The sequence below is a fragment of the Marinomonas atlantica genome, assembly GCF_001639725.1.
Taxonomy (GTDB): domain Bacteria; phylum Pseudomonadota; class Gammaproteobacteria; order Pseudomonadales; family Marinomonadaceae; genus Marinomonas; species Marinomonas atlantica.
This window is the reverse complement of the sequence record NZ_LTAW01000001.1, coordinates 315441-338244: the sequence shown is the minus strand read 5'-3', so window position 1 is coordinate 338244 and position 22804 is coordinate 315441. Positions and strand designations below refer to the sequence as shown.

General features: G+C 45.5%; 18 protein-coding genes. 13 read left to right on the top strand and 5 right to left on the bottom strand.

The window, feature by feature from the left end; genetic code table 11:
• The first annotated feature begins 152 nt into the window (after positions 1 to 152).
• The 5 genes from AYW75_RS01555 (at position 153) to AYW75_RS01535 (ending at position 8016) form a co-directional block, all read left to right on the top strand.
• Positions 153 to 1310 carry an iron-containing alcohol dehydrogenase gene (locus AYW75_RS01555; RefSeq protein WP_067094394.1) on the top strand — a complete coding sequence of 386 codons (1158 nt, stop codon included), beginning with the start codon at positions 153 to 155 and terminating at the stop codon, positions 1308 to 1310.
• 67 nt (positions 1311 to 1377) lie between these two features.
• The gene (locus AYW75_RS01550; RefSeq protein ID WP_067033194.1) at positions 1378 to 2868 is read left to right on the top strand and encodes a CoA-acylating methylmalonate-semialdehyde dehydrogenase; all 1491 of its coding nucleotides are present in this window, start codon (positions 1378 to 1380) and stop codon (positions 2866 to 2868) included.
• Positions 2869 to 3114: 246 nt separating this feature from the next.
• On the top strand, positions 3115 to 4041 hold the full coding sequence (locus AYW75_RS01545) for a LysR substrate-binding domain-containing protein (RefSeq protein WP_067094392.1): 927 nt from the start codon (positions 3115 to 3117) through the stop codon (positions 4039 to 4041).
• Positions 4042 to 4231: 190 nt separating this feature from the next.
• Positions 4232 to 4924, top strand: a complete 693-nt coding sequence (locus AYW75_RS01540; protein WP_067094389.1) for a hypothetical protein — start codon at positions 4232 to 4234, stop codon at positions 4922 to 4924.
• A gap of 212 nt (positions 4925 to 5136) precedes the next feature.
• Positions 5137 to 8016 (top strand): HD domain-containing phosphohydrolase, encoded by a 2880-nt coding sequence (locus tag AYW75_RS01535; protein WP_067094386.1) that lies wholly within the window; start codon positions 5137 to 5139, stop codon positions 8014 to 8016.
• A 22-nt stretch (positions 8017 to 8038) separates the two neighbouring features.
• On the opposite strand, the gene AYW75_RS01530 is transcribed toward AYW75_RS01535, so the two are convergent.
• Positions 8039 to 9361, bottom strand: a complete 1323-nt coding sequence (locus tag AYW75_RS01530) for a DUF2252 family protein (RefSeq protein ID WP_082856340.1) — start codon at positions 9359 to 9361, stop codon at positions 8039 to 8041.
• 145 nt (positions 9362 to 9506) lie between these two features.
• Here AYW75_RS01530 and zigA point away from each other — a divergent pair, with 145 nt between their 5' ends.
• From zigA to AYW75_RS01505, 5 genes are all read left to right on the top strand, one after another.
• On the top strand, positions 9507 to 10727 hold the full coding sequence (gene zigA, locus AYW75_RS01525) for a zinc metallochaperone GTPase ZigA (RefSeq protein ID WP_067094383.1): 1221 nt from the start codon (positions 9507 to 9509) through the stop codon (positions 10725 to 10727).
• The gene (locus tag AYW75_RS01520) at positions 10724 to 11386 is read left to right on the top strand and encodes a DUF1826 domain-containing protein (RefSeq protein ID WP_067094380.1); all 663 of its coding nucleotides are present in this window, start codon (positions 10724 to 10726) and stop codon (positions 11384 to 11386) included. Before zigA ends, AYW75_RS01520 begins: the two co-directional genes overlap by 4 nt.
• 546 nt (positions 11387 to 11932) lie before the next feature.
• On the top strand, positions 11933 to 12904 hold the full coding sequence (locus AYW75_RS01515) for a TRAP transporter substrate-binding protein (RefSeq protein ID WP_067094377.1): 972 nt from the start codon (positions 11933 to 11935) through the stop codon (positions 12902 to 12904).
• A gap of 1 nt (position 12905) precedes the next feature.
• On the top strand, positions 12906 to 13481 hold the full coding sequence (locus tag AYW75_RS01510) for a TRAP transporter small permease (RefSeq protein WP_082856338.1): 576 nt from the start codon (positions 12906 to 12908) through the stop codon (positions 13479 to 13481).
• A 9-nt stretch (positions 13482 to 13490) separates the two neighbouring features.
• Positions 13491 to 14747 carry a TRAP transporter large permease gene (locus AYW75_RS01505; RefSeq protein WP_067094374.1) on the top strand — a complete coding sequence of 419 codons (1257 nt, stop codon included), beginning with the start codon at positions 13491 to 13493 and terminating at the stop codon, positions 14745 to 14747.
• A gap of 77 nt (positions 14748 to 14824) precedes the next feature.
• Here AYW75_RS01505 and AYW75_RS01500 read toward each other — a convergent pair whose 3' ends face one another.
• Positions 14825 to 15805 (bottom strand): LysR family transcriptional regulator, encoded by a 981-nt coding sequence (locus tag AYW75_RS01500; protein WP_067094371.1) that lies wholly within the window; start codon positions 15803 to 15805, stop codon positions 14825 to 14827.
• Positions 15806 to 15944: 139 nt separating this feature from the next.
• On the opposite strand from AYW75_RS01500, the gene AYW75_RS01495 reads away from it, so the two are divergent.
• From AYW75_RS01495 to AYW75_RS01485, 3 genes are read left to right on the top strand one after another with little or no spacing between them, the layout of a single operon-like run.
• Positions 15945 to 16787 carry a transketolase gene (locus AYW75_RS01495; RefSeq protein WP_067094368.1) on the top strand — a complete coding sequence of 281 codons (843 nt, stop codon included), beginning with the start codon at positions 15945 to 15947 and terminating at the stop codon, positions 16785 to 16787.
• On the top strand, positions 16784 to 17821 hold the full coding sequence (locus tag AYW75_RS01490; RefSeq protein WP_067094365.1) for a transketolase family protein: 1038 nt from the start codon (positions 16784 to 16786) through the stop codon (positions 17819 to 17821). The genes AYW75_RS01495 and AYW75_RS01490 overlap by 4 nt, the downstream gene beginning before the upstream one ends.
• Before the next feature lie 10 nt (positions 17822 to 17831).
• Positions 17832 to 18584 carry an SDR family NAD(P)-dependent oxidoreductase gene (locus tag AYW75_RS01485; RefSeq protein ID WP_067094362.1) on the top strand — a complete coding sequence of 251 codons (753 nt, stop codon included), beginning with the start codon at positions 17832 to 17834 and terminating at the stop codon, positions 18582 to 18584.
• A gap of 100 nt (positions 18585 to 18684) precedes the next feature.
• Here the strand turns inward: AYW75_RS01485 and AYW75_RS01480 are convergent, their stop codons facing one another.
• From AYW75_RS01480 to AYW75_RS01470, 3 genes are all read right to left on the bottom strand, one after another.
• Positions 18685 to 19563 carry an AEC family transporter gene (locus AYW75_RS01480; protein WP_067094358.1) on the bottom strand — a complete coding sequence of 293 codons (879 nt, stop codon included), beginning with the start codon at positions 19561 to 19563 and terminating at the stop codon, positions 18685 to 18687.
• Between the two features lie 219 nt (positions 19564 to 19782).
• Positions 19783 to 21192 carry a Re/Si-specific NAD(P)(+) transhydrogenase subunit beta gene (pntB, locus tag AYW75_RS01475; RefSeq protein ID WP_067094355.1) on the bottom strand — a complete coding sequence of 470 codons (1410 nt, stop codon included), beginning with the start codon at positions 21190 to 21192 and terminating at the stop codon, positions 19783 to 19785.
• Between the two features lie 9 nt (positions 21193 to 21201).
• Positions 21202 to 22770, bottom strand: coding sequence for a Re/Si-specific NAD(P)(+) transhydrogenase subunit alpha (locus tag AYW75_RS01470; protein WP_067094352.1), 1569 nt, complete (start codon positions 22768 to 22770; stop codon positions 21202 to 21204).
• Positions 22771 to 22804 lie beyond the last annotated feature (34 nt).

Here is a 22804-nt window from a genome sequence, read left to right as displayed (position 1 = left end):
CTTTTAAGACTTTCGCTTATTAATAACAATGAGGTTGTTTCGTAGCCCTAAGGTTGCGGTAATTCAAGGTATGTCTTTACGCTGTAAATAGTATGTTGAAAGTGTTAAGAGATGAACTAAGGTCAAACACAATAACAATAAGTGGAGCCGATATGTCTAACCAAATCATTCTGCCTCGTATTTTACAGGTAGGAGAAAATGCTAGTTTAGAAATTCCGAGCATTTTGGACAGTTTGGGGTGTACTCGCCCTCTCATCATCACCGATAAAATGATGGTTGAACTTGGCTACGCGGGACAAGTGCAATCTTGCTTGAAAGATCACCAGATCAACTCGGAAGTTTTCGATGATACGGTACCTGAACCAACGGTTAGCTCGATTCAAGCGGGCGTTGACACCGTGCGTAATGGCAACTACGACAGCATTATCGCCTTGGGCGGCGGCAGTCCAATTGACAGTGCGAAGGCTATTAGCATCTTAGGGAAGTTTGGTGGCGAAATGCGCGATTACAAATTTCCAAGAATCGTTAATGAGGAAGGTCTGCCTATCATAGCAGTGCCAACCACGGCGGGCACTGGTACAGAGGTGACACGTTTCACCATCATTACCGACGAAACCAATGACGAAAAGATGCTTTGTGTCGGGGTGGGCTTTATGCCAGTCGCTGCACTTGTCGATTACAAACTGACTCTCAGCTTACCCGCTCGAATCACCGCCGACACCGGTATCGATGCGTTGACGCATGCGATGGAAGCCTATGTCAGTAAAAAAGCAAGTGCCTACAGTGATTGCCAAGCTCTTGCTGCTATGAAGTTAATTGGACCTAACTTACGCCGGGTGTATCACGATGGCAGTGACAAGCAGGCACGAGAAGCGATGATGTTGGGATCTACACTCGCTGGCGTTGCTTTTTCTAATGCTTCCGTTGCCTTGGTTCATGGTATGAGTCGACCTATCGGTGCCGCATTTCATGTGCCTCATGGGCTATCAAATGCCATGCTATTGCCAGCTGTAACTGAGTTTTCTATCCCAAGTGCTATTGAGAAATACGCGGACTGTGCCCGCGCAATCGGTGTCGCTACCCAAGCTGATTCAGATGATGTCGCTAACCAAAAACTGATTGCTGAGCTGAGAGCTCTTAATGATGAACTTCAGGTTCCAACACCCGAGCAATTTGGCATCGACCGTCAGCAATTTTTTGACTTAATGCCAACGATGGCAGAACAAGCGCTCGCATCGGGGTCACCTAACAATAACCCTATCGTGCCAACAGCAGAGCAGATCATCGACATTTATCAACAGCTTTGGTGAGTGATAACAAAACCCCGTCATCACCGATATAACTTAGTACCATGCTAACAATATTTGAGGAAACACAATGAACACCATCGGACACCTAATCAATGGTCAACTAGTGACCACTTCACAGCGCATGCAAGATGTCTACAACCCTGCGACTGGAGAGGTTTCAAAACAAGTTGCCTTAGCACCAAAAGAAACAGTTGAAGACGCTATTGCTGCAGCGCAAGCCGCTTTCCCTGCGTGGCGCGATACGCCACCGCTGAAACGTGCCCGAGTGATGTTCCGCTTTAAAGAGCTACTTGAGCAAAACAGCGATAAGATTTGCCAAATGATCGGTGAAGAGCACGGTAAAATTTGCCATGACGCAGCGGGTGAGCTGCAACGAGGCATTGAAAATGTAGAATACGCTTGTGGCGCACCAGAACTTCTAAAAGGTGAGTTCAGTAAAAATGTCGGACCAAACATCGACTCTTGGAGCGAATTCCAGCCCCTTGGTGTCGTCGCCGGTATCACCCCTTTTAACTTCCCTGCGATGGTGCCGATGTGGATGTTCCCGCTTGCAATTGTGTGCGGTAACACCTTTATTCTAAAACCTTCAGAACGTGACCCTAGCTCAACACTTTATATTGCTCAGTTACTACAGGAAGCAGGCTTGCCAGAAGGCGTGCTAAACGTAGTCAATGGTGATAAAGAAGCGGTGGATGTGTTACTGACGGATGATCGAATTAAAGCCGTGAGCTTTGTCGGCTCAACCCCAATTGCTGAATATATTTATGCGACGGCCAGTGCCAATGGCAAACGTTGCCAAGCATTGGGAGGCGCTAAAAACCATGCCATTGTGATGCCTGATGCAGATATGGACAATGCTGTTAACCAACTGCTAGGTGCGGCGTTTGGTTCATCTGGTGAGCGCTGCATGGCACTATCGGTTGCCGTAGCCGTAGGGGAAGAGGCAGCCGATGCCTTAGTTGCAAAAATGCAAACTGCTATGAAAAACTTAACGGTGGGTGAGTACAGCGACAAAACGAATGATTTTGGCCCTGTCATCACTCGTGATCATCAACAGAAAGTTGTGGGCTACATTAACAGCGCTGAAGCGGATGGCGCTAAAGTTGTGGTCGACGGTCGCGAGCCAAACATTTCAGGCTATGAAAATGGATTCTTTGTTGGCGCGACACTCATTGATGGTGTAACCGCTGAGATGCAGAGCTACAAAGAAGAAATTTTTGGCCCCGTACTGCAGGTCGTACGAGTCAACACCATGGAAGAGGCGATGCAACTTATTAACGATCATGAATACGGTAATGGTACCTGTATCTTTACTCGTGATGGTGAAGCAGCGCGTTATTTCTCAAATCATATCCAAGTGGGCATGGTAGGCATCAACGTACCACTGCCTGTACCAGTTGCTTACCATAGTTTTGGTGGCTGGAAGCGCTCTTTGTTTGGCGATCTTCATGCGTATGGTCCAGATGGTGTGCGTTTCTACACGAAGCGTAAAACCATCACGCAGCGCTGGCCTTCCAGTGGCGTACGTGAAGGTGTGTCTTTTGCCTTTCCAAGCTAATTAAAGCATTAGCTACAATTAAATAGGCCAGTTTTTTTACTGGCCTATTTTTTTTGTTTTAATTCAGTCATAGGGAAAGTTTATTCTAATTCTAGGAAGTCGTTTTAGAGAGCTGCTATGGCGTTAATAGTTAGTAATAAATACGTTAAAAAAGCTGATAATTCAAAATCTACCTATTAGAGTTTAAATGACTGGTAACGAGCACTTTTGCTCGATCATGAACCAATAAACTTCAGAAGAATAAAAATGAAAAAAAAACTTCCTCCCCTTAATTGGCTTAGGTCATTTGAAGTTTCAGCACGCTACCTGAACTTTACACAGGCAGCTCACGAACTCAATATGACCCAAGCGGCAGTCAGCCAACAAATAAAAGGATTAGAAGCACAATTAGGCACTGTGCTGTTTAAACGTTTACCAAGAGGCTTGGAATTGACTAAATCCGGGCGAGCTTATATTCCCATCGTTCATGAATCTATTGAGCGCTTAGCGGAGGTAACCGATGAACTGTTTGGTCAAGGCCAAACTCGACCGCTAACAATTCGCTCCAGCTTGATTTTTTTTACAACCTGGTTAGCTCCTCGACTCGGTCGTTTTAGAAAACTTCACCCTGAAGTCAAGTTACGACTACCGACCAATATTTGGGTAGAAAACCTTGATAAAGAATCGGACATGGAAATTCGCTACGGGATGGGGGACTGGTCTGGTGTGAATTATCACAGACTCACTTGGGACCATCTTGTTCCAGTTTGTAGCCCTACTCTTTTGAATACTGCTACGCCACTAAACACCCCAAATCAACTTTCCGAGCATACCTTGTTACACGTGGATGGTTACAATGAAGGTTGGGGATACTGGTTAAACAAAACAGGTTTTCAGCATATTGACTCGTCTCAAGGCATTCATTTTGATACCTTAATTTCAGCATTGGAGTTGGCTAAATCAGGCGAAGGGATTGCATTAGGAAGAAGCTCTTTAATTAAAGAAATGATCACAACCAGTCAGCTGATCGCTCCTTTCGAGCAAAAGCTTGCAACCAGTGAGGCATTCTATTTGATTAGCTCAAGCCAGGGCTTTGAGCACCCTCATGCGGCATTATTCCGAGCTTGGTTGCTCGACGAAGCGGAGCAAGCAAAAATCACTGAACTGACGAGCATGTACCCTGTAAACTTTTGAACCAACCCCGTAGCACCGAATATTAAGACGCAGCCCTGAAAAGAGATCAAGCACCATTTTTTGATCTCTTTTCAGGCTTTTACAAGAATCACGACTCTAACGACCATCCTTTCTTCTGGACGGCAAAGCACTTTTAAAGTCTTATCGTTCGTTTTATGTTGAGACCTTAGGACCATTTGGACTGTCAATTATGACTTTTACTTATCTATTCGATCCATTGTGTGGCTGGTGTTATGCCGCCGCACCTGCTATTAAAGCTTTGCGTGAAGCAGATCTAGGAAATATCGCAATGGCGCCCGTAGGACTTTTTTACAAAGCCCGCCCGACCAGCGACATTGCAGAGCATGCAAAATCCAATGACCTGCGGATTCAATCTCTGTCTAGCCAAGAGTTTTCTGATGCTTACTTTGATAACGTACTGAAAAAACCAGATGGCGTATTTTCATCACGCGCGCTGACACAGGCATCCATTTTTCTTGAGTCACAGAAATTAGGGTTAGCAGGACTGTTTCTGCATGAGACGCAATTACGTCGTTATGTCGATGGTATCGATACCTCTGAAGTGCCTGCTGTTGTGAGCATTGCTACAGGAGTGGCTGCGAACCAAGGCATTTCCATCGACGCAGACATGCTTGAACAAGCTCTGCAGAATGACAGTCCACTGCAACAGCAAGCCGATCAAATGGTTCAACAAGCTAGCCAGCTTTTAAGCCGCTTGCCAGGGTCAGGCGGTGTTCCGCAATTGATCATGACTAATGATGAAGGTCAGAATTATATTTTCTCCGGTGCAGATCTATATCAAGGTGGAGAGGGTTTTATACAACTGGTAAGTACTATTCAAGCCGCGTTATCAGGTCAGCTACCACCAGATATGGAGCAGTAGTCCGTCTTATTAGCTTGAATCGAAAGCCTGTATTCATACCTCTACAGGCTTTTCATTAAAAATCATAACTCAACACGCCTTTTCCCTTTTTATGTGCTGAGAATGCACTAGTTCGAGCATGTACCTCTTGTATATTGCTGAACTGTCGACAATACTAAAAAGCTACTGTGGCGATCGCTATTTGTATTTTAGCCTTTCCAAGGGATACATGGATGAACCAGCACCGCAAGGAATCAGGCATTCCTATCAAAGTTTTATTCAGTGGCAGCATTATCATCAGTATGCTGATGCTGGCTGCGGCATTAACTCTGTTCTCTTATCTTTATTCGCGCTCTTCTTTAACAGACCAAGTCGAAATTAATGTCAAACAGTCGACTCTTTCACTTGAGCAACAGATCGAATATGTTACCCAAACTGCGGAACAAAGCGTCATCCTGCTTAATCATGATGCCATCGTGAATCAAACAACCTTAGACCAACGTCTCTCTCGCATTCCACTGCTAGCCAGTATGATGGAAATGAACCCAATTTTGAGCTCAGTGTACGTTGGCTATGACGATGGCGACTTCTTTCTCTTACGGTCGCTAAAAAACTCGCGCGCCAAACAAATTCTCTCAGCACCTGACAAGGCAAACTATTTATTACAAGCAATCGACCGCAATGCTGCTGGCATTATCACCGAAACTCGCTGGGAGTTTTTCGACAAACAACTCAACTCCTTAGGTTTTGCTCTTGCGTCAAAGGATTATGCTTATGATCCCCGTAAGCGGCCTTGGTTTCAGGACGCTCAAAAATCTAATGGACTGATTCTTACACCACCTTACGCTTTTTATACTACTGAAGAAATCGGTGCATCACTTGCCATACGTAATCAAAATGCCAAAGCCATTGTTGGTGTAGATGCCTCAATCAATGACCTATCAAGCTTCATGAAACGTTTACAGCCCTCCAACGTTGTACAAATGGCGCTGGTCAATAAAAGCCATTTAATATTGGGCCACAGCAACCCAGACATCCCCCTTGTCGAGTACGATAATTTAAACAAGCCCACTTTAAAAAGCGTATCAGATTTACCCAACAAAGCTTTCGCTCAGCTGATCACACTAGATAAGGCACAACATAATCTGGAAGAGTTTAGTGTGAATGAACATACTTGGTACGGCATGACGCTGCCGATAGACAGCTTTAGCAATCAAGACTGGCTTCTGCTTTATGCCACTCCAGAAGCGGAACTGCTAAGAGACGTCAATAAACACTTGATCAATCAACTACTACTATCGGCGAGCGCTATCTTCATCTTGGTGTTTTTCGGGCTGTTAGTCGGCCGTTCTATTTCGAAGCCTTTGCAACAACTTTCTCAAGAGGTGAGCAAACTCGCTTCTTTCGACTTCAATCGCAAAATTGCGATCCATTCTTCTGTGAAAGAGATTAATGTGCTTTCCTCTCTCACCGATCACATGGCTCTAACCATCCATAGTTTTCAATCCATCTCCCACAAACTAGCACATCAACCGGATTTAGAGAGTATGCTTGCGCAGGTGTCAAACCATTTGATTGCAATCACCTCTTCAAGCGCTGGAGCGGTGTATTTATTTAATCAGAACGAGCTAACATTAAAGATTGCTTCTAAAGGTAATCTATCGATCCCTGACCTGATCGAATGCCACAGCCAGACATGGGACAGCCTGCTTCCTGAATTAATTACGACCTTAAAAGCTAAAGATAAAGGCCTATTTCTAACACCGTTAATTGATAGAGATGAATCGATTCTTGGCGTATTAGTTCTTCAACTCCCAAAAGATTCAAGCATTGATCATGAGGCATTTCATAACTTCATGTCTGAAGTCTCTGGTGCAGCCGCCACGGCGATCACCACCCACAAACAATTTGAAGCCCAACAAGCACTACTGGACGGTATTATTCGTTTGCTTGCTGATGCAATTGATGCAAAGTCGCCATACACCAGTGGTCATTGTGAACGTGTGCCTGAGCTGGCTGAAATGCTGGCTGACGAGGCGGTTCGATCACAGTCAGATGCGCTGGCTCACTTTCAAATGAACGAATACGAACGCCGAGAGTTCCATATTGCAGCTTGGCTACACGATTGTGGCAAAATCACTAGCCCAGTTCATGTCGTAGATAAGGCCACTAAATTAGAAACCATCTATAACCGTATACATGAAGTTAGAACGCGTTTTGAAGTACTTTGGCGCGATGCTGAGATTGCCTATCTGACAGGACAACTTGCTGGTGAAGATCAGGAATATCTGGCGCAAAGAAAACACTTTCAACAGCAGCGCCTGCTAGAAGACTTTACCTTTATCGCCAACACCAATATTGGCAGCGAGTCTATGGATCAAGAGGACCTAGACCGATTGCAAAGTATCGCCAACCAAACTTGGACACGTCATTTTAGTAACCGTGTTGGTATATCTCAGGACGAGCAATATCAAATTCCTAACACACCAGAACAGCTGCCAGTGCAAGAGGCTTTGTTAGTTGACAAGATTGAGCACATAGAACAATGGGGAGATCGTAAACCTGCAGTCGAAGCTCATAACTCAGACAATATCTGGGGCTTCGATATGGATCTACCAGAACAGGCATTCAACAAAGGGGAACTTTATAACTTAAGTGTTCAGCGCGGCACGTTGACGAAAGAAGAACGCTTTATCATTAAAGACCACATGGTACAGACCTTTAAGATGCTGTCATCCCTGCCGTTTCCAGAAGAATTAAAGAATGTACCTAACATCGCCAGTAATCATCATGAACAGCTCAACGGAAGTGGTTATCCTAGAAAGCTCAGTGCAAAACAATTAAGCGTACAAGATCGTATTTTAGCCATTGCCGATGTCTTTGAAGCATTAACCGCGTCGGATCGGCCTTATAAAGTTGGCAAGACCGTCTCTGAATCTCTCAAAATACTGGCCTTTATGGTGCGCGATGAACACCTAGATGGCCCCTTATTTAAGTTGTTTGTCGAGACTGAAACCTACCTCACTTACGCAAAAACGTTTCTTAAAACAGAGCAAATAGACACGGTTGATCATCAGCAGTTATTCAGTTGGGCGGAAATCACAAAGAGCTAAAAAGCGCTGTCTCATATTGGCATTACTCCGCTAAAGACTCCAGCTGTGCTAACCATCGCCAATCTTCGATCACTTGCTGGGCATAATCATGCTGCAGTGCTTCCAACGCCAACCAAGCATCATCGGAGGTATTCACTACGACTTGTTCAAAGCGCATAGAGCGCCGATCGAAACGACTATGGGCTAACGCTAACGCTGTGCCACAGGCAACAGCATACTCTTCGTAGCCGCCTTTTGTTGCACGCTTACCACACGCAATGTCTTCTGGGTCGATCCCCACTCGTGCATGATGTCGTGAACGAACCAACCAATGCGCCTTACGCCAGTTCACATCGTCCAATACCAGATCTGGATTGCGCTGCATGCGGCGCTGACAGTTAACGGTCAAATGCGCAGGCGATAATAAATTCATTAAACTTAAATCTTGGTATTCAAACAGCGCTGCGGCGGCCCGCTGCTTTTTCACTTCAACAAGATGACACAGTGTAATGTCCTCTTCTGTGGAAATCGTCTCTGGCCCAACCAATAGATAATACCGTTTCATGTTGACGGAACCCGTTCCAGCACCAATACGCTCGACGATATCGAGAATATGATCGTCCACATAAGGTGAAAAAACCTTTTCAATAGTGCGATAGGTATTGCCGTCCACTGCTTTAAACTTTTCCGCATCCTCTTTGAAAACCAATGGACGAGCGTCGAGATCAACCGCTTTCGCTAGAGAACTTTTGCTTGAGAAATCGATGCCACCAGCTTGGCGCTTACGAGCCTTTTGCTCGGCTTTATACAATACATGCTCATCTGCAAAATCTTGTAAGACATAACGATAATCGATTTCTTTATCCAGTAGACGTTGGCAGGTGTCGCGATAACTTTGCCAAAAAGCCGTCAATGCGCGCTGTGTACTATCATGATCGATGACTTTGCTTTTATCTATTGGCTCCAATAGCTGATAACGCGCTTCCAAAGCACCTTGGCAATGGTCAGCACACAATAACAAGCTCACGCCATACCGAAGTAGATCCCAGCCCGCATGCCCAACACAGGCATCATCAAAATCATTCGGCGCGAAAATAACCTCATCCCCATGGGAGCCCTCTTCGCTAAAAAAGCCAAAGTTAGAAACATGGCAGTCGCCAATCACCATCGTCAGTGGCCATGATTCTAATGCGTCAGGCAAACAGTAGTTCAGGCTGGCCAAATCTTGATAAAACACAGAGGAAGCCCCTCGTAGCATAACAAATGGACTCGTTGCCATTTTCGTATGCTTCTTAAGGCCCGTTCCTGGCGTGACGCCATCAACCCGAGTCATCACTTGCAGCAGTTCTTGTTCTCGCTCAGACACACGTCACCTCACATTCAACTCCAACCAAGGGGTCAATAGTAAAAGTAATTTATGCGTAGGTCTAAGGGATGACACAAGAAAGCAACACGCTTTAACAAAAACAAATGTTATGTTATAACGTTTTATAAATTCAGGAGAGAATCTAATGACCACATCCCCCACACTAAAACGACTGCCCGTTACCGTCTTATCCGGTTTTTTAGGCGCTGGTAAAACCACCTTACTCAGCCACTTGCTCAATAATCGTGATGGCTTGCGCATTGCCGTGATCGTCAACGACATGAGCGAAATCAACATTGATGCCGCGTTCATTGAACAAGAAGTCTCACTTAATCGCGGCGAAGAAAAGCTGGTCGAAATGAGTAATGGCTGCATCTGTTGCACTTTGCGAGAAGATTTATTGATTGAAGTACGCAAGCTCGCCGAAGCTGACAAGTTTGATTACCTTGTCATCGAGTCCACAGGCATTTCGGAGCCGCTGCCCGTGGCTGAGACGTTCACCTTTGCCGATGAAGATGGCATTAGCCTATCGGACATCGCAACACTCGATACCATGGTCACCGTAGTGGATGCCGTCAATTTCTTAAAGGACTACAACACCGCCAAAAGCCTGAAAGAAACCAGTGAGTTCTTAGGTGACGAAGATGAGCGCAACGTCGCCGACTTGCTGATTGATCAAGTCGAGTTTGCCGACTTATTGTTGATCAGCAAAATCGATTTGGTAAATGAATCAGAGCTTAATGAGCTGAAAGCCATCCTTCGCAGTTTAAACAGCCTAGCTGAAATCCTTCCAATGGAACGTGGGCAAGCGCCTGTTAATAAATTGCTAGGCACTGGATTATTCGACTTTGAGAAAGCCCAACAAGCACCCGGTTGGCTTGCCGAAATGCGCGGTGAGCACACGCCTGAAACCGAAGAATATGGCATTGCCAGTTTCAGTTTTGTCGCTCGCAAACCGTTTCACCCTAAACGCTTCCACCACTTTCTACACAGCACAGAGCAGTACGGTAAGCTGATTCGCTCAAAAGGGTACTTTTGGTTAGCGTCGCGCCCAGAGTTTGCAGGGCAATGGAGCCAAGCAGGTGGCATTGCTCAGTACGGTTTTGCAGGTATGTTTTGGCATGCAGTGCCAAAACAATATTGGCCACAAGACGAAGCATCATTAGCACTGATCAAAGAAAGCTGGCATGAGCCTTTTGGTGATATGCGACAGGAGCTGGTCTTCATTGGTCAAAACCTTGATCAAGAGAGCATGACACAAGCACTCAACGATGCCCTACTAACAGAAGAAGAGTTGTTGCAAGGCAAAAGTGTCTGGAAAAATATGGAAGACCCCTTCCCAGAATGGCAACAGGGGGCAGCATGAGCGTTTTAGAAGAAACCTTCGCTGCTTTACGCTCGCCAGTTTCAGATTTTTCTGACAAGTTATCGGGCCTTGCGGGTATTTATCAAGACGACGTTAACTTAATGGTGTGGCAGCGTAAGCTCGACAGCGACACGGAAAAAGCAGTGTTTAAGGTGCTCTCTGCAGGGAAGAGCTTTCCACTCAATCAAATTGTCTCGCCTGAAAACGTAAGTGATGCTTTGACACGTGGCCTACCGGATATCGATGGTCGTGACGCCTTGATCCGCGACATTGCCCTATTGGTTGATGCCTACTGCTGTTTATTTGATTTAAACACAGCAGGCCTTCGTCTAACGCAAGTTGATCGCGCTATGTGCCCACGTTTTCATGTGGACCAAGTGCCTTGTCGCCTGATTACGACTTATGCTGGACCCGCTACCGAGTGGATTGACGAGCCATCGCTAAACCGTCAAAAACTGGGACGTGGTAATAAGGGCCAGCCGGACAGTCACTCAGGCTTAATTCGTTCCGATGCTGACGTTAAACAAATCAGTGTCGGTGACGTGGCGCTGTTAAAAGGTGAGCGCTGGGAAGGAAATGAAGGCCGAGGAGCGGTTCACCGTTCGCCCGGAGTTGACGACGGCCAGTACCGCTTATTACTAACATTGGATATGGCGTAGCTGTCAGCACTTTAGTTGGTTAGACTGGCTCAAAGTCAGTTACGGCCTCCCCAAGACAGCACATTCTTCACCGACAGGGATGTCGGTGCTAGGGCGAAATGGAAGCCAGAGCCGAGTGTCGGATAGGCTACTCAGGCATCCTGCCTGCTAGCAAATTTATCGAGCAAAACTGTATAAAAAAACAACCATAAATTAAAGCTGTTATATCTAGGGCTATATTAAACGCCCATGCGATTTATATCCTAGCTAAATAAGGTCAAGCAGAGACCTTCGATTTGCTTTAGCGGGATTCCATCCTTTATCCTCGAAAGACTGATTCAATAGATATGAAACAACCTTATAACAAGTTTTGTACCATTAAGCTTCGTCACACTATTAGCAATCACCATACCAAGCCATCAGATATTTTCGTTAAGCTAAACTTAACATTTCTTTAAGTTTTCCTGATTGCTACGTTTCACAGATTGCATGACTATTAGTCCATGACGTAACTCATGTCATAGTGAACGAAACATAAGAATAAATTAGCATAAGCTAGGAGTTCAAATGAAAACCATCACAAAAACCATCGTAGCAGCTGGTGTCGCTTCTGCAATTACTACCTCAGCGTTTGCAGATACAATAGTCTTTGCTCACGGAGCTAACCAAGGCAATCCACGTTACGAGGCTGCAGAAATGTTTGCTACGCTCGTGCCACAATGTACTGCAGGAAAATATGACGTACAAGTCGCCCCTTCTGCAACAATGGGGGATGATGCAGAACAATTAATCTCTGCTCAGGCAGGCATCATTAATATGTCAGCTAACTCCCAAGGTACTACCGCCCAAATCGTTCCTGAAGTCGGCACTCTTGGGCTACCGTTTTTATTTGAGTCTGAAAGCGATGTTTGGCGTGTGTTAGATGGGGAGATCGGTGAGATCCTCGACGAAAAAGCACAAAACTCTGGTCTGAAAATCATTACTTTCTGGGATAATGGCTTCCGAAACGTTACTCATACTCAGAAGTCTATCCAAACACCAGAAGATATAGAAGGTATGAAGATTCGTACACCACCAGATGAAGTGGCATTAGACATTTTCGAAGCTCTCGGCGCAAATCCAGCACCATTGGCTTGGAGCGAGTTGCCAACTGCTCTTCGCAGCGGCGCATTTGACGGACAAGAAAACCCTCTTACCAACATATACTCTGCGAAGTTACATGAGATCACCCCCTACATCTCTATGACAGGTCATCAGTACCAAAGCACACCAGTCATAGCCGGACTTGCATGGTGGGAAAGTTTAGATGACGCCACTCAAAACTGTGTTACAAATGCAGCAAAACAAGCGGGTTGGTACCAGCGTGGCCGAAATATGTTTGAAGCGAAGCGTTTAAAAGCCGTTCTTGAAAGTGAGGGGGCGATTTTTAGTGACGTCGACTACAATGCCTTTGTTAAAGCAACGGCTCCAGTGTATGACAAGTACGAAATACAGTACGGCGACTTCCTGAAAAAACTAAAGCAAGCTTCGGAACAATAAAATGCAACACTACACCTCCAGCGGAAGTGTAGAGGCAAAGTCAAAGCTTCGCTTTGACTTTGCCTTAAAGCTCTCTGCTTTCATCCGACACGTTATCTATCTACTCAGCGCCACTATAGTGGTTGCCAGTTTCAGCGCTATGTTTACAGCCATTCTTGCTAACGTGGTTTTACGCTACCTCTTTGATCAAGGAATAACGTGGGCATACGAGTTGCCACAGCTCTTGTTCCCTTGGTCCGTTGCTGCGGGAATGGTGTTAGCATCAACTTTGAAAGGCAACATTTCTATAGACTCTCTGGTCAATGCTCTGCCCACGTCTTTGCAAAAAATCATGCTTATCGGCGTTAATTTGATTATTGGTGCAACTTGTGTCGGTGTAGTTCATTTTAGTATGCCAATCATAAAAGCATCTAAGTATACGAAACTTGCAGAAACAGGATTACCACAAATTTTTGGGTACTCCAGCTTAGTTTATGCTTTCGCATTGATCGCTTTGATTTCTCTGCTCAATATCATCGACTATTTATTGTCTAAAAATAGTCTGCAAAGAAATCCTGAAAACAATAATTACAGTTAGGCTCCTACTATGGCTACCATATTACTCTGGTTATTTCCGTTACTTTTGATTGCGTCTGTGCCTGTTGCTTACGCAATGATTGGTGCTTCTGGCGTTGCTCTATTTTTGGACAATAAGCCATTAGCGGTGATGGCACAGCGGTTGTACACACCGACTCAAAGCTTTCCAATGCTGGCAATCCCTTTTTTCATTCTCGCCGGCAGCTTAATGATGCAAGGCAAATTCGGCACTTATCTTGTTGAGTGCGCTAAATTATTTGTGGGCCGTCTAAAAGGTGGAATGTGCCATGTCAGTGTATTAGGTTCAGTTATGTTCGGTGGGGTATCAGGATCTGCCGTTGCAGACGCTTCTGCATTAGGTAACGCTTTGATCCCTGTACAAAAGAAAGAAGGTTATGCTGCAGGTTTCGCTGGCGCAGTAAACGCGGCATCTTCAACCGTGTCAGTTCTGATTCCACCGTCGATACCTTTGATACTATACGGGCTCTCATCCAATACTTCGATCATTGACTTGTTTGTGGCTGGCATTTTACCAGGGATATTACTTGGCTTCGGTATGCTATTTTTAGTATGGCTTATCGCTATAAAACGCGGCTATAAAAACTCACCTGTTGAAGGCGGGTTCAAACAATGGAAAACACAATTAATTCATGCCCTGCCAGCGATTTTCATGCCAATCTTTGTCATCGGTACATTGCGTTTTGGTATCGCTACCCCAACTGAGATAAGTGTATTAGCTGTTGCTTATGCGTTATTTATCGGTCTCTTTATTTATCGAGACATCAATGTAAGGGGCATCATCAAAGCGATTGTTGATACAGGTGTCATGACTGGTGCAGTAATGGCAATAATTATGGCATCGTCCATCATTCAATGGATTTTAACTCTAGAACAAGTACCACAGAATTTAGCATTGTGGGTAACTGCCACGATCTCTGAGCCTTGGATGGTTATCTTGGCGATGAACGTGATCATGTTGATCGTGGGGACCTTTCTAGACTTACCTGCAGCAGTACTTCTATTAACACCTCTATTTTCAAGCATTGCAGCTTCTATTGGGCTTGATCCGGTTCAACTAGGCTTAATTATGGTGGTGAATTTAGCCATTGGTCTATACACCCCACCAGTAGGTACCACACTCTATATATCGTCTAACATTGCCAAGGTACCGATAGGTCACGTGGTGAAGGAGCTAGTACCATTCTACCTCCTCGCATTGGTTGTCTTAGGACTTATTAGCTATGTTCCTTCACTAATCATATATTAGTACCCATATTTTCGAGAAAGATTAGAAGCCTCCATGCTTATGACATAAGCTTGGAGGCTTCTTCGTGTATCCAACATTTATCTAGGGTCGAGCAATTCATCCATGATTTGATCTTCAATAACAGTAACCTCTAGAGATTGAAGTGTTTCTAGGGTTAACTGTGTATGAGACACAGCTTCTTCCAATAGCCACTCTGCAAACAATTGATAAAGTTTCCGGCTCTGATGCTGACTTGGACTCACCATCCAGTAGGAAGGCAACTTTATAGCGCCAAGCTCAGGGAACGCTGGGACTAGCTTACCCGAAATCAATTCATCTAATGCTAGCGTAGTTGACTCTAATACTAACCCCACTCCATTCATTGCCTGCTGGATCGCCATAGATGAGCGATCAAATCGTATTGCAGGCATATTCGCGCTTGAACTCATGCGATGGCGACCCATCCATGTCTCCCATTGCAAAGTAGCTTTAACACTATTGACCAATCGAGCATTATAAACTTGTTCTTGAATATTTTCGGATTGATCTCGCATCTGATCACGATACTCGGGACTACACAAAGGTATAACAAAGTCGTGCAGTATTGGAGTGCAAGACAGACCTGGCCAGGGACTTGGGCCATATCGAATATCGAAATCCACGACCTCCCGCTCAAAATTAGTGGGATCTGGTGTCGCATCAATGCGCAAATCCCACTCTGGATGCCGCTCAATAAAGGCATGTAAACGGGGTCCAAGCCAACGCACTGCAAAGCTCGGAATCACCTTAACTATAAGCTGATGACTGTCACGTTTTCGAGAAATGACACGACGGGCATTTTTCAAAATACCAAAAGCTGAAGAGCTTGCCATAAACAAACGCTCACCTTCCAAAGTTAAGCTTAGCTGTCGTTTATCTCTCTTGAACAAAGCAACTCCAAGCATTTCTTCGAGCAATTTTATTTGTTGGCTCACCGCGGAAGGTGACACATTCAACTCCTCCGCAGCGCGAGCTATTTTTCCATGGCGTGCTACCGCTTCAAAATAAATCATGCCATTTAAACTGGGATCTCGAGACATTATTCACACCTACTTCCAAGACATTTAAGCTCAGCTTAATTAACCTTTAATTCTTGCTAATTGTCCACCCCTTTGTCGCGGCGCAGAATGAGCATCACGAGTTCTACCAACTTGTAAATTAAAATAAAAGAGAGATGTTATGAATCCATCATCAGAAACACCGATTAGCTTAGCGCGTCGGGCATGGAACATTCGCTATAAGTCTGTACAAATGGGCGCTGTTCAAGGTCAAGGTTATGTTGGCCAAGCATTAGGCATTTCCGATGTACTTGCCGTTTCGTATTTCCACTCGCTATGCTACCGAGCAAACGAGCCCGAATGGGAAGGTCGCGATCGTTTTCTACTTTCAATTGGTCACTACGCGATAGCCTTATACGCTGCTCTGTTAGAAGCCGACATACTCCCTGAGTACGAATTGGAAACATACGGCACTGACAACAGCCGCCTGCCAATGTCTGGCATGGCCTCATACACTCCGGGGATGGAAATTACTGGTGGCTCTTTAGGTCATGGTTTAGGCATTGCTGTGGGCATGGCGCTGGGCCTTAAAGCGAAGAAATCTGACTCATTCGTTTATAACTTAATGTCCGATGGCGAACTAGGTGAAGGATCTACATGGGAAGCCGCTATGTCTGGCGCACATCACAAACTAGATAACCTAATTTGTATTGTAGATTTCAATGATCAGCAGGCAGATGGCAAATCAACGGAGACCTTATCGTCAGAACCCCTAGATCAAAAATGGGATGCGTTTGGCTGGTATACACAGCGCATAGATGGCAATGATCTTGACGCCGTTATTGAAGCATTTGATAACGCTCGTAACCACGAAAAGCCTGTACCACGCGTCATTATCTGTAATACCAAAATGTGTAAAGGTATTCCGTTCCTTGAAGAGCGTGAAATCACCCATTTTGTTCGTGTAGAAGCAGACGAATGGGACAAAGCATTACAAGTTCTTGAAGAGGGGAAACCAGCATGAGTATGAGTCGTCGTCTATCCAAATGGGAACCTCGTAAGCCAGTTCCAGCAGAGGAACGCCAACTTACTTCTGCAATGATTGCATCGCTTGCAGCAGAAGGCTTACCAACCGTTTCAGCACCATTTGGCCACGCCTTGGCAGAACTTGCGGAAACACAAGAGAATATTGTTGGCTTGACCGCTGACCTTGCTAAATACACTGACCTACATGTATTTGCACAAAAACACCCAGAGCGTTTTTATCAAATGGGCATGGCGGAGCAGCTAATGTTCAGCGCAGCAGCGGGTATGGCAAAAGAGGGCTTTGTTCCATTTGCTACAACTTACGCAGTATTTGCATCTCGTCGTGCCTACGACTTTATCTGCATGGCTATTGCGGAAGATAACCTTCCGGTAAAAATAGTGTGTGGCCTACCAGGCCTAACAACTGGTTACGGCCCAAGCCACCAAGCTACCGAAGATGTTGCGATTTTCCGTGGCATGCCCAATATGACCATCGTTGATCCATGTGATGCCTTAGATACCGCACAAGCTGTCCCTGCGATAGCCGCTCACGATGGTCCAGTCTACATGCGTTTATTACGTGGCAAAGTGCCATCAGTACTGCAGGACTACGACTATAAATTTGAACTAGGCAAGGCAAAAGTCCTAACGGAAGGAAACGATGTACTAATTATTTCCTCAGGCTTTATGACAATGCGGGCTCTAGAAGTCGCCACAACGCTTAAGGCAGATAACATCGGTGTAAGTGTATTGCACGCACCTACGATTAAACCGCTCGATACAGAAACTATTTTGCGCGAGTGTGCGAAATCTGGCCGATTGGTGGTCGTTGCAGAAAACCATACTGAAATTGGTGGCCTTGGCGAAGCAGTCGCTATGACTTTAATGAAAAACCAAGTATTCCCTGAGATGAAGCATGTTGCTCTTCCAGATGAATTCCTTGATGCAGGCGCGCTCCCTGTACTTCATGATCAATACGGCATATCTGTCTCTGCCATGCTTACCAAAATAAAAATGTGGTTAAACAAATAAGGATCTATCCATGGGTATTCTTTCAGGTAAATTCGCAATCGTGACTGGCGCAGCATCTAAAAACGGTCTTGGCAAATCAACAGCGAAAATGTTTGCTGAGCATGGTGCTACCGTGGCCATTCTTGATCTAAATCTTGAACAAGCTATCGAAGCCGCTGCAGATCTTGGTCCACAGCATGTTGGACTGGCTTGCAACGTTATTAAAGAGGAAGACTGCCAAGCAGCAGTCGCTAACTTGCTAGAAAAATGGGGACGCGTAGACATCCTTGTGAACAATGCAGGCATCACACAACCTTTAAAGATCATGGACATCAAAGGTGCCAATTACGACGCAGTGCTGGATGTTAACCTACGTGGCACACTCCTAATGAGCCAAGCCGTAATTCCAACTATGCGCGAACAACAAGCTGGCTCCATTGTGAACATATCCTCTGTATCCGCTCAGCGTGGCGGTGGTGTCTTTGGTGGCCCACACTATTCAGCAGCAAAGGCTGGCGTACTTGGTCTAACGAAAGCAATGGCTCGAGAACTAGCACCAACCAACATTCGATCTAATGCCATCTGTCCTGGCTTTATCGGTACAGATATAACAGCAGGAAAAATGGATGACGCCATGCACGCAAAAGTCATGGAAGGAATCCCTATGGGTCGCGCAGGCAAAGCTGAAGAAGTAGCAGGCTGCTGCTTATTCCTAGCTTCAGATCTATCAAGCTATGTCACCGGTTCAGAAATAGACGTAAACGGCGGTTCACTCATTCACTGAGTGAACTTAAAGCTCTTTTCCGTCATGTTACTCGCTTTTAGTTTGCCCCGCCTCGCGGGGTTTTTTTTAGCAACAAACTCTCTTTCACTACTAAATGACATTAAACCACTACAATCAATGCAACAGGCAAGATGAGAATACTCATCAAATTTCCGATCATCACAATACTCGCCACTTTTTGAGCTTCCTGATTATAGATCTCTGCAACCATATAATTCAGAATGGCCGGCGGTAAACACCCGAAAATCACCAGTACGCCTAACCACATATCAGGGAAATCAAATAATAAAGCGATGATTGCAACACCAACAAGACCAGTGACTGGGCTGAGAATGCCACCGACTACTCCGATTTTCCATTCACCAAAATCAACATCATTAATCCGAACTCCAAGCGCAAATAGCATTAATGGAATCGAGACCTTTCCCATCATATCCATTGATATTTGAATTGTTTTTGGCAGGTGCCACCCTAAAAGACTGAATAAAATACCTAGAAGTGAAGCCACGACTATAGGCACTCTTAGCACGTGCATAAAACTGGACTTTGGGTTTACTATCTTCATACCAACAGTAAAGTGTAGTAGGTTTTCAACCATAAATAACACGATAGCGACGGGGAGAGCCGATTCACCAAACGCCAAAACAATAATGGGAACGCCTAGGTTACCAATGTTATTGAACATCATAGGTGGCAAGAATGTACGCCACTTAACACCCATAATACGGACAACTGGTATCGCTGCGACTCCAGAAAACAAGACAATAAAAACACCTGCCGCTAACACTCCAAGGTAACTAAGAATTTGAAAATCTTTACTGCCCATAACGGAGAAAATAAGGATCGGTACAAACAAATTCATATTTAAATTATTTGCAATAGACATATCGGTCGGTGATATTTTGGAATAGACAAAGCCACATAGCACAACCATGAAAACAGGAAGAAGAATATTGACTATTTGCTCTAAAAGTTCCATTAATAGATACCCAATTTATTAAAACTTGATACCTTAGCATCCTCAAAAACTTATGAAGCATTCACTTTGATTAAGACTTCTTAACAAGAGCTTAGATTAAATTAAGTCTTTGAATTAATGCTTTTGTCTTACATCGGCTTACCACCTACTCGAACTCATAAACAAAAAAAAGCCCGAGGCGTGAGCGATGCCTCGGGCTTTCTTTATTGCCTAAAGAACTTAGTCAGCAGACAAGTGCTTTAGCAAAGCGTCCACTGTTTGCTTCGCGTCACCGAAAAGCATACGAGTGTTGTCTTTGAAGAACAGTGGGTTTTCGACACCCGCGTAACCACGACTCATACCACGTTTCAGTACGATGGTGTGCTTACCTTTCCATGGCTCAAGTACAGGCATACCGGCAATTGGGCTGTCTTCTACGTCATTCGCAGCAGGGTTAACGATATCGTTCGCACCGATTACAACAGATACGTCTACTTTCGGGAAATCTTCGTTGATTTCGTCCATTTCGTAAACGATGTCGTAAGGCACTTTCGCTTCCGCTAGCAATACGTTCATGTGACCTGGCATACGACCCGCTACTGGGTGGATACCAAAGCGAACATTGACGCCTTTCTCACGTAGTTTCTTAGTGATCTCGTAAACTGTGTGCTGTGCTTGCGCAACAGCCATACCGTAACCAGGGATGATCATGACTTCTTTAGCAGACTCCAGCATATGAGCGGCTTCTTCTGTCTGAATCTCAACAATCTCACCTTGCTCTTCTGCTGCCGCACCCGCTGCAGGCGTCGATTTTTTCTTCTTGCTACCGATACCACCTAGGATAACGTTCAAGAATTTACGGTTCATTGCTCGACACATGATGTAGGACAGAATCGCACCTGAACTACCCACTAGTGCACCGACTACGATAAGTAGATCGTTACCTAGCATGAAGCCCATGGCCGCTGCCGCCCAACCAGAGTAAGAGTTCAGCATCGACACAACTACTGGCATATCCGCACCACCGATCGCTACAACCAGATGCGCACCAAATACCAAGGCAAGCAATGTAATGATGTATAAGTACATCATACCGTCAGTCGCGCCTACCGCTGCAAACTCAACAATCAGGTAAAGAGAAACCAATACAATCGCTAGGTTCATCATATGACGACCAGGTAACTGCAGTGGATTACCCGACACTTTGCCGCTTAATTTAAGGTAAGCAACCAAAGAACCCGTAAAGGTAATCGCACCAATGAAGATACCTAAAGAGGTTTCGACATCATGAATACGCTGCGCTACAACCGACTCGTAAGCACCGTGGCCTAGGGCATTGGCAAAACCAACGAACACTGCCGCTAAACCTACTAAGCTGTGTAGAATCGCCACCAATTCTGGCATCGACGTCATTTCAACGCGTTTTGCCAAGACATAACCGATGATACCACCCGGCACAAGACCCAATAGTAGCAAACCGTAGTTGTCCGTCACCGCACCAGCAATGGTCACAACCATTGCCAATACCATACCTAAAATGCCGTAGATGTTACCGCGGCGTGCGCTTTCTTGGTGGCTTAAGCCACCCAGTGCCATGATAAATAAGGCGCTGGCTCCGATGTAGGCAGCCGTCATTACTCCAAAGTTCATTGTCGTCTCCTACTTACGGAACATTTTCAGCATACGATGCGTCACGGCAAAGCCACCGACGATGTTGATGCTGGTAATAAAGATGGCCAAAGCAGCCAGTATCGCAACGATCGGACTATCGTTCGAAACCTGTGTCAACGCACCGACTACGATGATACTACTGATGGCATTGGTCACACTCATAAGTGGTGTATGAAGTGAGTGGCTAACTCCCCAAACCACCATGTAACCGACGAAGCACGACAACACAAAGACGGTTAAATGACCCATGAACTCAGCCGGCGCGACACTGCCGACACCCATTAGCAAAGCACCAACAAGGAAGACAGGAATAAGGAACCCAAAGGCACTCGGTTTCTTTTCTTCTTTTTTAGCGTCTGATTTCGCCTCCGGCAAAGGCTCACTGACATCCGCTTTTGGTGCTGCAGATAAACGTGGCGCCGGTGGTGGCCAAGTGATGTTGCCTTGTTTCACAACCGTTGCACCACGGATGACTTCGTCTTCCATGTTCAGATCAATCTGACCATCTTTGTTCGGGCACAATTCTGTTAACAGGTGATAGATATTGGTTGCGAACAGCTGGCTAGATTGTGCGGCCATACGGCTTGGCAAGTTTGTGTACCCCACCAACGTAACACCGTGCGCCTGAACCACTTCGTTCGCTTTCGTAAGCTTACAGTTACCACCGGTTTCCGCTGCCAAGTCAACGATGACACTGCCTGGTTTCATAGAACGAACCATTTCTTCAGTGATCAGTTCTGGTGCTGGCTTGCCCGGAATCAATGCGGTAGTAATAATAATGTCGACTTCTTTTGCTTGTTCAGCAAAAAGCGCCATTTCTGCGGCGATGAACTCAGGGCTCATGACTTTGGCGTAACCGCCTTCGCCACTGCCGTCTTCGTCATCGAAATCCAATTCTAGGAATTCCGCATCCATACTTTCGACTTGTTCTTTTACTTCAGGACGCGTATCGAACGCACGAACAATCGCACCCATACTTTTCGCTGCACCAATGGCCGCAAGACCTGCGACGCCGGCACCAATGACAAGTACTTTCGCTGGTGGAACTTTACCAGCGGCGGTGATTTGACCCGTGAAAAAACGGCCAAAATGTTGCGCAGCTTCAACGACAGCACGGTAACCCGCAATGTTCGCCATGGAGCTCAATACGTCCATTTTTTGCGCACGGGAAATACGCGGTACGGCATCCAAAGCGACAGCATTTGTGCCTCGTTCAGCTAATTGATTTAGCTTCACTGAGTTCTGCGCTGGATAGAGGGTACTAATGAGTGTCTGGTTTTGACCCAAAAGCTCAATGCCATAAAAGCCTAGCTCTGGGTGTTCAACCGGTGGACGAACTTTAATCAAAACGTCTGAATCGTGCCACAGTGCTTTTGTATCACTGGTCACTTCAACGCCTGCCGCTAGATACGCCTCGTCTGAATAAGAAGCTGCCGCACCTGCGCCGCTCTCAATCACCAAGTCGAAGCCTAGCTTCTTGACCCTCTCAGCGACTGCTGGGGTCATGGCTACCCGCAGCTCGCCGTCTTCAATCTCTTTCGGTATTCCTATCTTCATAATGATGCCGCACTTATTTTGTCCGAGTTTTAGC